11 protein-coding genes are annotated in these 15578 nt (G+C 49.0%); 9 read left to right on the top strand and 2 right to left on the bottom strand.

What is annotated here, in order from left to right:
* Window positions 1–29: 29 nt before the first annotated feature.
* From thiL to QNM19_RS10640, 5 genes are all read left to right on the top strand, one after another.
* Window positions 30–989, top strand: coding sequence for a thiamine-phosphate kinase (gene thiL, locus QNM19_RS10660; protein WP_284026687.1), 960 nt, complete (start codon window positions 30–32; stop codon window positions 987–989).
* Between the two features lie 12 nt (window positions 990–1001).
* A complete protein-coding gene (locus QNM19_RS10655; protein WP_049866508.1) occupies window positions 1002–1487 on the top strand; it encodes a phosphatidylglycerophosphatase A family protein in 486 nt (161 codons plus the stop codon).
* A gap of 28 nt (window positions 1488–1515) precedes the next feature.
* A complete protein-coding gene (locus QNM19_RS10650; protein WP_284026686.1) occupies window positions 1516–4593 on the top strand; it encodes a diguanylate cyclase domain-containing protein in 3078 nt (1025 codons plus the stop codon).
* Window positions 4594–4789: 196 nt separating this feature from the next.
* Complete coding sequence (locus tag QNM19_RS10645) at window positions 4790–5095, top strand: H-NS histone family protein (protein ID WP_010382788.1); 306 nt, start codon at window positions 4790–4792, stop codon at window positions 5093–5095.
* Between the two features lie 137 nt (window positions 5096–5232).
* Window positions 5233–6969 (top strand): DNA repair helicase RadD, encoded by a 1737-nt coding sequence (locus tag QNM19_RS10640; RefSeq protein WP_197094308.1) that lies wholly within the window; start codon window positions 5233–5235, stop codon window positions 6967–6969.
* Between the two features lie 39 nt (window positions 6970–7008).
* On the opposite strand, the gene QNM19_RS10635 is transcribed toward QNM19_RS10640, so the two are convergent.
* Window positions 7009–7335: a ribonuclease E inhibitor RraB gene (locus QNM19_RS10635; RefSeq protein WP_049864936.1), complete on the bottom strand. Its 327-nt coding sequence runs from the start codon at window positions 7333–7335 to the stop codon at window positions 7009–7011.
* 182 nt (window positions 7336–7517) lie between these two features.
* Here QNM19_RS10635 and QNM19_RS10630 point away from each other — a divergent pair, with 182 nt between their 5' ends.
* Genes QNM19_RS10630 through QNM19_RS10615 form a run of 4 tightly spaced genes read left to right on the top strand, consistent with a single transcriptional unit; the run spans window position 7518 to window position 14737 of the window.
* Entirely contained in the window at window positions 7518–9254 is a 1737-nt protein-coding gene (locus tag QNM19_RS10630; protein ID WP_284026685.1) for an autotransporter assembly complex protein TamA, read from the top strand.
* Window positions 9254–12976, top strand: coding sequence for an autotransporter assembly complex protein TamB (tamB, locus tag QNM19_RS10625; protein ID WP_284026684.1), 3723 nt, complete (start codon window positions 9254–9256; stop codon window positions 12974–12976). Before QNM19_RS10630 ends, tamB begins: the two co-directional genes overlap by 1 nt.
* On the top strand, window positions 12973–13914 hold the full coding sequence (locus QNM19_RS10620; protein WP_284026683.1) for a substrate-binding periplasmic protein: 942 nt from the start codon (window positions 12973–12975) through the stop codon (window positions 13912–13914). Before tamB ends, QNM19_RS10620 begins: the two co-directional genes overlap by 4 nt.
* The gene (locus QNM19_RS10615) at window positions 13844–14737 is read left to right on the top strand and encodes a peptidylprolyl isomerase (protein ID WP_284026682.1); all 894 of its coding nucleotides are present in this window, start codon (window positions 13844–13846) and stop codon (window positions 14735–14737) included. Before QNM19_RS10620 ends, QNM19_RS10615 begins: the two co-directional genes overlap by 71 nt.
* Here QNM19_RS10615 and queF read toward each other — a convergent pair.
* Window positions 14724–15569, bottom strand: coding sequence for an NADPH-dependent 7-cyano-7-deazaguanine reductase QueF (gene queF / locus QNM19_RS10610; RefSeq protein ID WP_284026681.1), 846 nt, complete (start codon window positions 15567–15569; stop codon window positions 14724–14726). The genes QNM19_RS10615 and queF overlap by 14 nt on opposite strands.
* Window positions 15570–15578: the final 9 nt, after the last annotated feature.

Below are 15578 nucleotides of genomic sequence, written 5' to 3'. Positions count from 1 at the left end.
GAGCCGGCATAGGCCGGCTTTTTTATTGTATGAAGGAATTTGAATTAATCAATCATTACTTCAAGGGGCGTGGTATTGCGCGCCGTGATGTAAAGGTTGGCATTGGTGATGATTGTGCCATAGTGACGGTTCCTGAGAAGCACCAACTTGCCATTACGACAGACACCCTGGTTGCCGGTGTCCACTTTTTCGAAGACATTCCACCCAGAGCGCTTGGCCATCGTGCATTGGCTGTTAACCTCAGTGATTTAGCTGCCATGGGCGCAGAGCCAACCTGGATCTCCATTGGACTGACCTTACCTGAGGTTGATATGGACTGGCTGGAAGCGTTTACCGAAGGGATGCATGAAATTGCTGAATACTATAATGTTCAGCTGATTGGCGGTGATACGACACAGGGTCCGCTAACCATTACCATTTGTGCCAAAGGGATCATTCCCAATGATAAAGCACTGACACGTTCTGGTGCTAAAGTGGGTGACTGGATCTACGTGACTGGAGAATTGGGCGATGCTGCGCTGGCTATTGAAGCACGTAAACGCCAGCTTGTGCTTGGCGACAAGCAAGTAAAGCGGCTTGAAGAAAAATTGCATTTCCCAACTCCCAGAGTTGCGGCAGGGCAGGTTTTACGTGGTATGGCAACAGCCTGTATCGATATTTCAGATGGCTTACTGGCTGACTTACAGCACATCCTGAATAAGTCCGCAGTCGGGGCCATCATTAATATTGAAGATGTGCCTGTGTCTCCAATTATGAAACAATTGCAACCTGAATCTTTGCGGCGTGAGCTAAGTCTGGCTTATGGCGATGACTACGAGTTGTTATTTACCGTTAACGACAGCAACAAAGGGGCTGTCGAAGCAAGACTGCGCCAGTATGGCGTTGAGCCTGTTTGTATCGGTCAGGTCACGGCTTCAACGGGTAAGCTTGAGCTGTTCAATGCGGGCGAAAAGTGCCCTTTGCCACGCAGTGGTTATCAACATTTTTAATGAGGAGCAGGTTTGAATAAGCCGTTATCATTCAACCTCAAACGCCCGCACCACTTTTTAGCTTTGGGGTTCGGTTTAGGACTGGCGCCCAAAGCGCCGGGTACTTTTGGTACCCTGGCAGCATTGCCATTTATTTTGCTGACAATGGGACAGCCCTTGTGGTTACAAATAGCCCTGGCGGTTGTCATCAGCCTGGCTGGCTTTTGGATTTGTGGAAAAACCGCTCGTGATGTCGGAGTGCATGACCACCCAGCTATTGTATGGGATGAAGTTGCCGGATTTTATATTACCATGGTGGGGGCAGCAATTAGCTGGCAGTCTTTGTTGGTTGGCTTCTTGCTGTTTCGCTTTTTTGATATCGCAAAGCCTGGTCCTATCAGATTATTGGACAGAAAACTCCATGGTGGCTTTGGGATCATGGCGGATGACCTGCTTGCCGGGATATTTTCATTGATTTGTCTGCAAGCTTTGTTTAAAACAGGGGTCCTGGGCGGCTAATTTTTTTACGGGTACGAAGAGGGAGCCTATGCGATTTATACTTCTACTGTTGCTGTGCATATTCACCACCGGTGTGAATGCGGCAATTAATGATTATGTTGTTAAACAGTGGAGTATGCAAAACGGGCTGCCGTCACAAAGTATAAAAAGCGTTGTACAGGATCAGCAGGGCTATATCTGGCTGGGGACACAGTTCGGCTTAAGTCGCTTTGATGGCTTACAGTTTAGTAATTATACGACCCAAAACAGCACGTTTCTCGACAGCAATGCGGTCAATAAGATTTTCGTAGACCGGTTTGGCATGTTGTGGATAGGTACCCGCCGGGGTGTGACCCGTTTAAATCCACAGACGCTTGCCGCAGAGCGTTTTGAAGTCCAGGGCGAAGTCAGAGATATTCTCGAAGATCATAATGGCAATATCTGGGTCGCTGCAAATGGCTTATACTATGTGTCGGCCAAACGTCTTACTTTGGCTGAAAATAACCTCGACAACAAAAAACTCTCCCTAACGCATATCAGCCAAATCGTTGGCTCCGTAACCAAAATGACGTCTTCACCGCAAGGAATTTGGCTGATCAATGAGCGCCATTTACTGCGGATCAGCGAATCGCAATCTATGGGCTCCAATGATATGCGACTTGAGCTGTCTAGCAAAGTTTCATTACCCCGGCAGTTAGCGCAAACCAATATCCATGACCTTGCTTGGATAGACGGTAAGCTTTTCCTGGCTTCTCAGTTAGGTGCTTATTTCCTTGATTTCGATGAGGTGTTACGACGCTATGATGAGATTGGCAATAACGCGACCTATAAGTTTCTAAGCGATCAGCAAGGCGGTATGTGGGTTTCCACATATGGACGTCTGCTGTACAAAGAAAGTGGTGGTCAGTGGCAATATGTTGAACTGGCACAGCTGGATCAGGGGATCTGGTTTACCGATATCTTCATCGACAACGACTCAAATGTGTGGATGGCCAGTATCAATGAAGGCTTGTGGCTGGCACATGCTGGCAGAGTCGAGCGTTTTGCTGTGGGGACACAACGAGAGCAGGCCGTTTCTGCTATTACGCAAGACCTACAGGGGAACGTTTGGGTAGCAACCCGCGAAGGGGTTGGCCGATTGGACGGCAACGATAATTTTGAACCCGTGATCAGTTCAGAGCAGCTCAAAGGGGTCGAGATCCATGATATGGAGTTTATTGGCGAACGTTTGTTTCTGGGTACCGGCCGGGGGGTGGTGATTTATGAAGACGATAAATTACTGGCCATTCCCAATCGAGAATTTCGTCAGACTCAGGTCTTTACGCTGACTCCCTCCAATCAAGGCGGATTATGGCTGGGTACCGGGCGTGGTCTATATCGGCTCGATTACAGTGGACTGACACCCTTCACTTATAATGCCTTTCTTGGTAGCCAGTTTATTACCTATGTCGTCGACTTCCCTCGCTTTGGTTTTATTGGCACCGACAAAGGGGCCTATAAATATAACGAACGCGGCATCGAGAAGATAGGTGGGCAAACGTCCCTTGAGTCTGCTTATGTCACCAGCATCTTACACGTCGAAGGTAGCGCCACTCTGGTAGGGACCTTTTATGATGGCCTTTATTACCGAAGCCAGGATGGAGACTGGCATCAGCTGGATGCCTCACACGGGCTACCTTATGGCCCGATTTTGTCATTGCATTTCGATAAAACCCAGGAACTCGTTTGGGTGAGTACCATGAAAGGGGTATATCGGATGCCGGTGGCACAGTTTAGTGAACCTGTACAGAATCTGCAGGTTGAACAGGTTATTAATCCCTTTGACAGGCAACTGGATGGGGTGCCGAGTCAATGTTGTACCGGACTGGGACATGATGCTGTGGTTGAGCAGGATGATTATCTTCTCTATCCCAGCCTGCAAGGCATAGTGCGGATCCCGAAAAAGGTGCAATTGTTTAGTGCTGCTGAACTGGCACCCAAATTTGAGAGTATCTCCACGGCATACCGAAACCTGACACCAGACAGACTTGAGGGCCCGGTTGAACTCGACACCAGCGAGCGTGATTTGACGATTCGCTACACGGCTATCGATTTTTATGCACCGCAAAGTATAGAGTTTCGCTATAAACTGGAAGGGCACGATGCCCAGTGGCGTGATGCACAGTCACGCCGGGAAGCCATATATACAAACTTGCCGCCGGGCGATTTCACTTTCTTATTACAGGTGAAGCGACGTGGTCAGGACTGGCAACAGGCACATAATCTGTCACTGAATCTGCAATTACCCCAGCGGTTTGATGAAACGGTGTTTTTTCGTTTGATTATCACCTGTGGTTTCATGTTTTTGTTCTATCTGGTGTTCTGGGTGTTTCGCACTCAGGAGCGACGTAAACAGGCCGCACTGGAAGCGCTGGTTGCGGAGCGTACAACCGAGCTGAGGAAAGCCAACGACAAACTGAATCAGGTGAATACGCAGCTGAAGCTGGTCAGCCACTCAGATGAGTTGACCGGGCTTCGTAGTCGCCGCTTCTTATTTGACCAGCTTCCCAAGGACATTGAACATTATCAGCGTAATGCACAGTCACTGCGTCAGCAGGATAAGAGTCTGGTGCTGATGATCCTGAATATCGATAGTTTCAGTAAAATCAATGATGCGTATGGCCCAATTGGTGGAGATAGCTGTTTGCAGCAGCTTGCAACCTTGCTTAATACCCGTACTCAGGGTTCAGATTATGTGGCACGTTGGAGTGGCGATGAGTTTTTGCTGCTTCTACGGGACTTTAAATGCTCTGAAGTTGAGCGGTATGTTAGCGAATTATGTAAAGCAATTGCCCAATTTGACTTTAAGCTACCCAATGGCAAGTCATTGAACCTGAGTGTCTCTGTAGGCTGGTCCTTCTATCCACTGCCTTTGCTGGGAGGGCAGGTGATAGGCTGGGAGGCCTCGGTTAACCTTGCTGATATCGCATTGCATGAGGTAAAACAACGCGGTGGTGATGGCGCAGCGACCATTACTTTTGACGAACAACTGGATGCCTTTGAGTTCGAACAAAGCCAGAATGTGGAATCGCAGCTACAATTGCTGCAATCGAATGGCCTGGCAGAAGTGAAAGTGTGGATGCGCTAGTTCGGTATGCGATTTTACCGCTGTGCCTAAGAGTGGAAAATGTCTTAATGTCGTGACTAATATTGAGTAATTATCAACAGGCATTATAAATTTAATCACTTTTAATTTGAAATGAGATAAATATAATATACTCTCTATATATCGAGCTTAATTAACTTAGAAAATTGTAAATTCAACAATCTACGAGAGTAATCAAATGCGTGAAATAAGATCTTTTATAAAGACTGCAAGTTACAGTGATTTGAATAAAGCGCTGGAGCTGATCCAAGCTGCTATTGATGAGCAGGCAAAACAGGAAGAAGCCAAAAAAGAAGTTTTGGCACTGATTAAAGAAAAAGGATTGTCTTTAGAAGATTTTGCTTCGGAAAGTGCGACTGATAAGCGTAGTAAGGTACGCCCAAAATACCGAATTGAAAAAGACGGTGAGGTATTTGAATGGACTGGTCGCGGTAAAACACCAAAGGCGTTTGTTGGTGTTAATTTAGAAGAGCACAAAATCTAATTGTGCGTTTCTAAGGCCAGTCACGGTATTTCATAGGTGACTGGCTTGCCTTTTAAGTGGACAACTATTCGGTTCACTTTCTATATCCTGCCTTACTTCATCTTTATCTTAACTCGTTAATATTCTCAGGTGTCCCTATTTACACGCTCAGACCTTATCAAGAAGAAGCGGTCGCTAATACCATCGCACATTTTAAAAAGTCCGATGATAGCGCTGTTATTGTGTTGCCAACCGGTGCTGGTAAAAGCTTGGTCATTGCCCAGTTAGCACGACTCGCGAAACACAAAATTCTGGTGATGACACATGTAAAAGAACTGGTTGAGCAAAATGCCCAGAAATACCAAAGTTATGGTTTAAACGCGAGTATTTACTCGGCAGGGTTAAAGCAAAAGGAAATGCTTCATCAGGTAACGTTTGCCAGTGTTCAGTCACTGGCCCGAAACTTAGAAGCGATAGATAGCTTTTATTCTTTGCTGATTATTGATGAGTGCCACCGTGTCAGCGGTGATGAAGATAGTCAATATATGGCAGTTATTGAACGTCTGCGACAATTTAATCCTGCTTTAAAGTTATTGGGACTGACGGCAACGCCATACAGGCTTGGCAGTGGCTGGGTGTATCGTAGTCACTATCATGGCTTTGTACGGGGCAGTGAAAATAGCCCTTTCCATCGGTGTATTTATGAATTACCGCTGCGTTATATGATCAAGCATGGCTATCTCACACCGCCTAATAAACTCGATCCAGCGATAGAAAATTACGATTTCTCCGCGCTAAATAGCAACGCATTTGGTCGTTACAGTGAAGCGGATATGAATCAGCTGTTACAGAGTAATACCCGGGCGACCAAAAGCATTATTAACCACGTTGTGTCACTCAGCAAAGAGCGTCATGGCGTAATGATATTTGCTGCGACAGTATTACATGCCAAAGAGATCATTGGTTATTTACCAACAGAGCAAACAGCCCTGGTGATTGGCGATACGGATAATCGTGAGCGAGATGACATCATTGCCGCATTTAAACGTCGAGAAATAAAATATCTGGTGAATGTATCGGTATTAACTACGGGGTTTGATGCCCCTCATGTCGACGTTATTGCGATCCTAAGGCCCACCGAGTCGGTTAGTTTATATCAGCAAATTGTGGGCAGAGGCCTGCGCCTCAGTGAAGGTAAAAAAGACTGCCTGGTAATCGATTATGCAGCCAATGAATTTGATTTGTTCCATCCGGAGGTGGGCAGTAAAAAGCCTAACTCAGATAATGAACCTGTTCAGGTCCTGTGTCCCGGCTGCGGTTTTGGCAATATCTTTTGGGGTAAATATGATGAGCAGGGACGGGTTATTGAGCATTTTGGCAGACGTTGCCAGGGGTTGTTGCAGGATGACGAAGGCAATGAGCAACAATGTGACTATCGTTTTAAGTTTAAAGAGTGCGACAGTTGTGGTGCCGAGAACGACATTGCGGCCCGTCAGTGTCATAGTTGTGGAGTGATGCTGGCAGATCCCGACGATAAGCTGCGGGCGGCACTCAATTTAAAAAATGCCATGGTGATACGCTGTAGCGGGTTAAGTGGTGAAGTGGTCAAGGCGCAAGTGCTGAAAATCACCTATTTTGATGAAGATGGCGCAAGTGTCAGCGAAGTGTTTGACTTTGCGAACCCTAAGAGTCGGCACTATTTTGTTCGCCAGTTTGAAAAGCACTGCCGGACTGGCGTTAATGTGAAGGCCTGGACGGAGGCGGCGCAGGTGGATGCCACTGTGTTATCGGCACCGGATTTTGTGATTGCCCGACAACATAAAAAATATGGCTGGCAGATAACAGAGAAGATTTTTGATTATCAGGGCAGTTATCGCACCGCGGATAAAAGCTAAGCTGAACTTGCTGTTATCCGCGACGAAAACACGTGAGCTTTACTCGGCGAGGATCCCCCAGCCATCACCGTAGCCTTCGTGGCCGTTCGCCATAGACTCCAGGTATTGTTCTGTCTGAGTTAAAAGCTGGTGATCCGGCACCATAGTTACAGAAGTTATCACTTCCCATACGCCAGTATCCGGACAGGTATCCAGCTTAGTTTTAGGTGCTAACTCATCGGCAGATATGGCACTCATAAAGCGTTCGGCGTCGGCTTTTTGTTCAAACAAGATAAAAAAATCGATGCTGTGCATCTGCGTGAGATCTACACCGGCTGCAGCAATTTCAGACAGAAGCTGGCCGTTGTCATCATCAGGGAATTGCATAATTGTACTCAAGTTAATATAGCTGGCGATATTGTCCGCTATCCAACACAAAATAAAAAGCACTGACCGCAAAAATTTGCATGCAAGCGCATAAAAATAACACAGTGATGAGCCTAACCACGCCATGTCAGCGTCAACTTGCTGTGGTATTATAATGCCACTGTGATTTATAGGGTTATTTAGTGCGTTTATCTGCGTTTAGTACCGTTCTTGTTGTGCTACTGTTCTCATTTCATTCTTTGGCTATAGCGTCATCTGATATTGCAGAGTTTACCATTCACAGCGCCTCTGATAGCGCTGAGTTAACGGATGAAGTTCGGGATAACGTCATTCGATTTATGGCTTCCTATGTGGGTAAGCCATTTACGCCGCGCAGAACAAAGCTCATCAGTAAAGATGTTACTAAGGCATTGCAGGCACTTGGATATTATCGCCATACAGTCTCTGTGGCATTTGACCCCCAGACTCGCGGTGTCGCATTACATCTGGATCCCGGGAACCCATTGTCCTGGTACAACGTTGAGATCTCCTTACAGGGGATTGCAGATGAAACACTGCGCAGCCGCTTAATCGCGGGCGCTATTCAGGCTGGCGAGCAGGTCAGACATGATCAGTACGAAGCTACCAAAGCGCAAATAGAAAGCCTGCTGCTGGAGCTGGGCTATTTTGATTTTCAGTGGCAGAAAAAGCAGATCACTGTAGAGCGTGAATTGCAGCAGGTTTCTGCTACTTTAGTCCTTTCAGCTGGCCCCCGCTATCGCTTTGGTGCGCTGCATTTGTCATCTGATTCAAAAGCAATTGACTTTGCCAGAGCGCTGAGCCCGTTTCAGCCAGGTGAATTGTATGTCTCGGATAAACTGTCAGAGTACAACCTGACATTGAATGAGACACCGTATTTTCAAAGTGTTCGTGTTTACCCGTTACTGAAAGCCAGACAAGGCGGTGAGGTCCCTGTGCGTGTTGAGTTGGTCGATAAACCGGCCAATAGCTATGAAGTTGGTGGAGGATATAGCACTGAGTTGGGGGCAAAAGCGCGCTTTAAATGGAGTAAGCCATGGATCACTGACGGGGGACACTCCATGACCTCGGATCTCAATGTTTCTCAGCGCCAGCAGGATATCAGTGCGGCTTACACCATTCCAATGAGTGACCCTAATAGCGATGTATTTCGCATCCTTGGCGGCTATCAGTTGCAGGATGATCTGACCGAAGGGGTTGATACCAAAACCTGGAATATTCAGATTCAGCGTCAATGGCTGACATCCGGTAACTGGGTGCGTACTGCTTTTTTGAAACGTGAGCATGAAACCAGTGATCAAGATGGTGAGGTGCTTAAGACTGAAATGCTGATCCCGGGGGTGAGCTATGCGAAAAAGCAAACGCTGGGGGGGATGCTGCCTTATTGGGGGAATGAGCGACTGATCTCGGTCGAACTGGCCAGTGAATCAGTGATCTCTTCAACATCTTTACTTAAAGTGCGATGGAAAAATGCCTGGTTGCGTAACCTCGAACAGCGGCATTTTTTTCTGACGCGCCTGGAAGCCGGTGCAATTGTGACAGAGGACATTGCGGCCGTGCCTTTTAATATGCGCTTTTTCGCCGGCGGCGATCAGAGCGTACGAGGGTTCGCCTATCAGTCGGTGGCCCCGCGTGATGAGAACGGCAAATTGCTCGGCGGTAAATATCTTGCGACTGCCAGCGCTGAGTATAATTATCAGTTTTTGCCTAACTGGCGTGTTGCCTTGTTTGTTGATAGCGGTACGGCAACGGATGATTTTAAAGAGAAATGGGCATTGGGGGCTGGATTCGGGCTGCGCTATCTGACACCGGTTGGGCCAATCCGGCTAGACCACGCATGGGGACTGAGTAAAGACAGTAAAAGTACCCGTTTAAGTATTGTGATTGGACCGGAGATGTAATGGGAATGAAAACCTGGTTGCGCCGTATTAGCTATGCTGTCATTGGTGTATGTGTGACGGTATTTTGCCTGCTATTTACGTTACCCGGTCATAAGTTTGTTGTCTGGGTGGCCAACCACAGTGTTTCTGGTTTGCAGGTAAGCTCGCCGCAGGCACGTGTGTTGTCCAATGCTGTATTGGATATCCGGTTTGAAAACGAACAACTTGTTTTTGACGCGCGTCAGTTAAGCCTGTCACTTGACTGGTTTAGCTGTGCAACCCTGTGCCTTTCTGGCCGTGCTGACCAGGTGACCTTGCATCTGACTGAGCAAGAAAGTGCACAATCCGGTGCAACAGGCACAGAGCCTGCGTCTGAGCCAACTCCCGTGACTGTGCCGTTCTCTGTTGCCATTGAGCAACTGACGATCGGCATTGCAGATATCAAAGCTGCCGGATATCAGATAGATCTTAATGAGCTAATGCTGACTGCCCGCATTGATAAGCAGGATATGCAGATTGATCAGTTTGCACTGGGCAGCATACAAATCCAACAAACTGAAGCGCCGGCACCTGCCGCGCCTTTCGTTATGCCGACACAGATACCGGCGTTATCCTTGCCTGCCATACGCCTTCCTATGGCCGTTGATATTGAACAACTGACTATAGGTGAACTGGCTTATCAACCCTATGAGGGCGATATTAAGGTACTTAATCAGCTAACATTGAGCGCAGCTGCTCAGCAGTCCGAGTTGTCGATACGGCGTTTGTCGATGGCTTATCTTGCTCATCAGCTGGCAGTCACAGCACAGGCTGACCTGAGCAGCTGGGCTGTGTCGGGTACGCTTGACTATCAGCATCCGGATTATCAGAGTACGCTGTCATTGAATGGCGACCTGCAGCACCTTGAACTGGCAGCGGATATCACTGGTATGGCGCAAGGCAAGGTCGCTTTAAGTGTGAATGTGGCAGTCCCAAACTGGCCATTTTCATTGGATATTCGGGCCGGGCAATTTGCGCTCGATGCGGATAACACCCTGCAGCAGTTAGCGTTCAGCGCCTCGGGTACCGCGGATGACTATCAGTTCACTGCGCATGCCGATGTGGCGCTGAGCAAGCAGCTGGCCTTGCTGGATAATCAGCTCACGGTGCAACTGGCTGCCAACGGAGGTCTTAACGCACTGGCGCTGCAAAAGGCTGAACTGGCTTTAGGAGACGCTCATACACAATTCAGTGCTCAGGTGAGCTGGCAAGATGGACTTCGTAGTCAATTGCAGGGGGAACTACACAGGTTGCCTTTGGGCGCCTGGCTTGAACTCGATGAGACGCAGTTGTCGGGCGCTTATCAGCTTGAGTTTACTCAGCAGGGGGAGCGCTGGCTGGCGCAGGTAAATGAGCTCACACTCTCGGGGCAGTTGGCTGCATTGCCACTGAAGCTGGTAGCCCGAGGCAAGGTGAATAGTGATTTACATGGTGAAATCCAGGCTGCTCAGCTCAGTTACGGGCAAAGTCAGATTATGGTGTCAGGAAAAGCTGATAAACAACTAGACTTGCAAGGTAAGCTGACTCTGGCACATGAACGAAATTCGCTTTTGCCTGCGGATGCACACCTGTCTGGAGAATTTACGGCGAGCGGACCGATTGATATGCCCAAATTTTCGTTAAACAGCCAGCTCGACAAATTGGTCTACGAGGACACAGCGCTTGACGGTGGTACGTTGGCACTGACACTGGATATGGCTAAAAATTGGCTGACGGATCTGCGTGTCTCTTTGCCGGCTGTGACACAGGGGGCGTTACCCGAAACAGCACTCAGTGTGACGGCACAAGGTGATCAAAGCCAGCATCAGCTGAGGGTACAGGTTGAGAATAGCAGTGGCAGCGCTGAGCTGGCATTAAGTGGGCAATATGCTCAGCAAGCCTGGGCAGGTCAACTGGATACGGGCCTGTTGCGCATAAACAGCAGCGAGCTGTTACTGCTGTCATCGGCACCAATTCTGGCTAAAGCCGGGCAAGTGGAGGTAGGGCGTCAATGCTGGACACTGGCACCCGGGCAGCTGTGTTTCGCGGCTCAGCAGGGGGCTCATGGCCAGGCCAGTGTAGAGTTGCAGCAGCTAGACCTGGCGCATTTTAATCCGTTACTTAGCAACGCAGCGCAACTAAAAGGGCTGTTGTCGGGTCATGCCAGGGCAAACTGGTCACAAGGTCAGTTACAGGCGCTGGACGGGCAGCTGGATATGTCTGACGCTCAGATTATCTTACAGGACGCTGTCGCTGAGCAGCTCGATGATGGTGAGGACAAGGTTGTGCCGACCTTGCCTCTTGAAATCGAGCGCTTTGCACTGACACTCAACAGTGATGCACAACAAGCCAAAACAACCTGGCAACTGGCGCTCAAAAAGTTAGGTCATTTTAATGGTGAGCTGGAGATGCCATTACAGACAGAGACGCACTCTGTGCACGGTTTTGTCAACATAGCAGGCATAGAACTCGATAAGTTCAAACCTTTGCTCCGCAGCCTATTGTGGCCCGATCTGGAACTGGCTGGCACTATTGCCGGTCAGGTAGGCATCGATGGTGCACTGTCTCAGCCACAACTCAACGGGCAGCTCAGAGCCACGGATATTCAACTAAAAGCCAGTGAAATTCCCGTGGCCATCAGCGATTTGGACCTTGATGTACAACTGAATGGTCAACAGGCTCAGCTCCATGGTGAGCTACACACCTTGCCCAGAGGTCAGCTTACATTCACCGGTGAGGTCGATTGGCAAGCCGCTATGGCGGCCAAATTGCAGATCAATGGTGAGCGCTTGACGCTGATGCCTCAGCCAGGTATCGAACTGGATATTTCGCCTGATCTGTCACTGAGCTACAACGGTCAGTATGCTGAGCTATTGGGATCGGTCAGTGTCCCTTATGGACGCATAGAGATAGAAGAACTGCCGGAAGGGGTTGTCACCGTGAGTGACGATCAGGTCATCATTGATGGCACTGAGCCCGGTGCCAGTGAGGCTGCTCAGATACTGGATTATCGGCTCGACCTGGATGTTAGTTTGCTTGATGATGTCAGAGTCAAGGCGATGGGCCTTGATGCGTATCTGGCAGGTGAGTTATCGCTGGAAAAACAACTTGCTTCAGCCATGCTGGCCAGTGGCGAGATTAATTTGCGAGAAGGACAATATAAGGCCTTTGGTCAGGATTTGAGCATAGAAACTGGCCAGCTGGGCTTTAATGGCCCGTTGGATAAGCCCTATATCAATGTGCGTGCGATCCGTAACCCAGATGCCACAGCCAATGGCGTGATTGCTGGTGTGGAAGTAAAAGGCAGCATTCGCAGCCCGGAGCTGGTGATTTACTCAGAGCCAGCGATGGATCAGGCACAGGCGCTGGCTTATTTGCTTAATGGACAGCCATTGGGCGAGGGGGACAGCAATAACAATACCATGCTGGCACAATTTTTATTGTCGCAGAGTATAGACCGCAGTAAGGGTTACTTCGCTAAAGCGGGAGAAACGATAGGGATTAAAGATGTGAACCTGACAGCCAAAGGCAGCGGGGACGATACCCAGGTTGAAGTATCTGGCTATCTGACACCCAGTGTACAGGTCAGTTACCGGGTCGGGGTGTTTGCATCGCTCAGCGAAGTGGCAGTGCGGTATCGTATTTTTTCAAAGTTTTATATTGAAGCCACCAGCGGTTTATATAAGAGTATTGATTTGCTGTATAAGTTTGACTGGGACGAATGATGGGCCGTTTTTTGTTGCTATTGATGCTCTGTATCTGTGGCTCTGCCACGGCTTCTCGTGCTATTGCGCCGCTTGAGATCCGTGTCACTGCGGGCGCCAACCCTTATGTGACTGAGTTGCTGGCACTGGCACTGTCTTATCAGCCTAGGCCTGTTACATTTAAGCCGATAGTTGGGATCCCGACACAGAGTCGGGCATTGCGTTTGCTCGGCAAACCATCGGGCATTGATGTGTTTTGGTCTGTGACCAGCAAGGCGCGAGAGCAGCAGGCACTGGCTGTGCGGATCCCCCTGGTTAAAGGTTTGCTGGGCTATCGCGTGTTGTTCATTGCTGCCAGCCGGGCGGCGGATTTTGTGGATATTAAGCATTGGGGGCAGTTGCAGCCTTTGTTGTTTGGACTGCGGCATGACTGGCCTGACAGAGCGGTGTTCGAACGCAACGGGTTACAGGTGGTGGCTTTCCACGATACCGAAAAGGCCATGACTATGCTCAGCAACAAACGTCTGGATGTCGTGCCGTTGGATATTCTGGCTGCCAATGACTTTCCTTCACGCACTGATATTATGGTGCAACCCAGTCTACTAATTAGTTATCCATCAGCAGTTTATCTGTTTGTCGATAAAGCCAATACCCAGCTCCGTGATTTGCTGCAAGCAGGCCTTGAGCAAGCGATTGCGGATGGTTGTTTTGAGCAGCTATTTCGTCGCCATTTCGCGGATCAGCTAACACAACTCGATTTGGCTGGGCGCACTCACCTGCGCTTGCCGAATCCAACCTTGTCTGCCGAGACGCCTTTGTCACGCAGCGAATTGTGGTATCAACCAGGAACATACAATGACAATAATAATACGCAAAATAACATCAAGGATGAGCACAGCAGCGCTGTTGCTCCTCGCACTCACTGCCTGTCAGGCAACCGACAAACTAGCACAAACTGATAGTGTTGATGTACCTCAGGCGACACCAGTCCCTGCAGAGATCATCGCACAGGCAAGCGATGCGGATTGGCGCTCAGTACCATTGGAGCACATCCTTAAGATCACTTTGCCAACGGGGCCGGTTTATGTCGAACTGAACCCGCAGCTGGCACCCGGCCATGTGGAAAATATTAAAGCGCTGGCGCGAGAGGACTTTTACCGTGACCTGACTATGTATCGCTTTGTTGAAGGTTTTGTTGCACAGGGCGGCGATCAGAGTGACGAAAAACGCCCGCTCAAGGGGTCAAAAAGTATTCCCGCTGAGCTTTTCCTGGCAACCGCTGAGCCTCAGGAGATCACACCCTTAAACTTGGTCGATGGTTATGCACCGCGGACCGGGTTTTTAAACGGGTTTGCTGTTGCACAGAACGACAAGGGGACACGTACCTGGCAGACGCATTGTCCGGGCACCTTTGCGATGGCGCGGCAAAATAGTGCTGATAGCGGGGGCAGTGAGTTCTATTTCACATTAACGGCACAGCGGTATCTGGATTTAAATACCACGGTTTTTGGCCGAGTGTTAGCTGGTATGGAACATGTGCAACGATTGCACAGACAACCTGAAGAAAACCAGCTTTTTAACCCGATCCTTGGCGTTGAGGTATTGGCGGATATTCAGCGTACCGACAAGCGACGTTTTCGGGTGTTTAATACCCATAGCCAGGCATTTCGGGCTTTGATCGCAGCGCGCAAAAATCGCCCTGAAGCCTGGTTTTTACACCAGGCCAATCACACCGATGTTTGCGCTGTCAGCGTGCCGATTGAGACGTTTACTGACGATTGATCCGGACATTAAAGGTGGTCTTATCTTGTTCGCTGGAACGGAACGGATTGATGTCCAGGCCACCACGACGCGTATAACGTGCATACACTTCCAGCTTGGTGGGGTTGAGTGCGCGCAGCAGATCGCAGTAGATGCGCTCTACACACTGTTCATGAAATTCATTGTGGTCACGAAATGAGATCAAGTAACGTAGCAAAGATTCACGACAGATCTTCGCCCCTTCATAGCGGATAACAATACTTGCCCAGTCTGGCTGAGAGGTGATCAGGCAGTTGGACTTTAACAAGTGGCTGTGCAGGGTTTCACTCACGTGCTGGTCACTTTCCTGAGTTAATAAGCCATCGCGTGGGCTGTAATCATCCACGGCAATGTCTAATTCATCTATACACTCTCCCGGCAGCGCTGAAAATGGCAGGCAATTGTGGTCGTCAGGGCCGTATAAAGTCACTGTAACATCGCACTGGGCCGCTTTGGAGAGATCCTGCTGTAATGTGTCACGTACCGCGTCAAAGCTGGCGAATTGACTCTGATTGAAGCTGTTCAGATAGAGTTTGAATGACTTAGACTCGATAATATGGCTGCTTTGGCAAGGGAACACAAAGCGCGCGATGGCCACCTGGGGTTTACCTTTTGTATTCAGCCAGGACAGCTCATAACCATGCCAGATGTCTTCACCAAAAAATGGTAATGCCTGCTCATCAACGGCTATCTGATCACGATTAAGCTTGCGCGCGATAGGGTGAAGCAAGCTTGGCTCATACTGACTGGCGTATTCGGTGGTTTTACCCAGCACAGAGGCTTTTAACTCTGGGGCGTTATTGTAGTCTGTCATGTTGATCCA

The sequence above is a fragment of the Pseudoalteromonas ardens genome, assembly GCF_030125445.1.
GTDB lineage: Bacteria > Pseudomonadota > Gammaproteobacteria > Enterobacterales > Alteromonadaceae > Pseudoalteromonas > Pseudoalteromonas ardens.
Note: the sequence above shows the minus strand (reverse complement) of the source record. Positions and strands in the feature narration are given on the sequence as shown.

Excerpts from the sequence above, each read along its gene's own strand:
- QNM19_RS10635 (WP_049864936.1), bottom strand. The coding sequence starts at position 7,335 with ATGCAATTCCCTGATGATGACAACGGCCAGCTTCTGTCTGAAATTGCT.
- QNM19_RS10650 (WP_284026686.1), top strand. The coding sequence starts at position 1,516 with ATGCGATTTATACTTCTACTGTTGCTGTGCATATTCACCACCGGTGTG.
- QNM19_RS10645 (WP_010382788.1), top strand. The coding sequence starts at position 4,790 with ATGCGTGAAATAAGATCTTTTATAAAGACTGCAAGTTACAGTGATTTG.
- QNM19_RS10620 (WP_284026683.1), top strand. The coding sequence starts at position 12,973 with ATGATGGGCCGTTTTTTGTTGCTATTGATGCTCTGTATCTGTGGCTCT.
- queF (WP_284026681.1), bottom strand. The coding sequence starts at position 15,569 with ATGACAGACTACAATAACGCCCCAGAGTTAAAAGCCTCTGTGCTGGGT.
- tamB (WP_284026684.1), top strand. The coding sequence starts at position 9,254 with ATGGGAATGAAAACCTGGTTGCGCCGTATTAGCTATGCTGTCATTGGT.
- thiL (WP_284026687.1), top strand. The coding sequence starts at position 30 with ATGAAGGAATTTGAATTAATCAATCATTACTTCAAGGGGCGTGGTATT.
- QNM19_RS10615 (WP_284026682.1), top strand. The coding sequence starts at position 13,844 with ATGAGCACAGCAGCGCTGTTGCTCCTCGCACTCACTGCCTGTCAGGCA.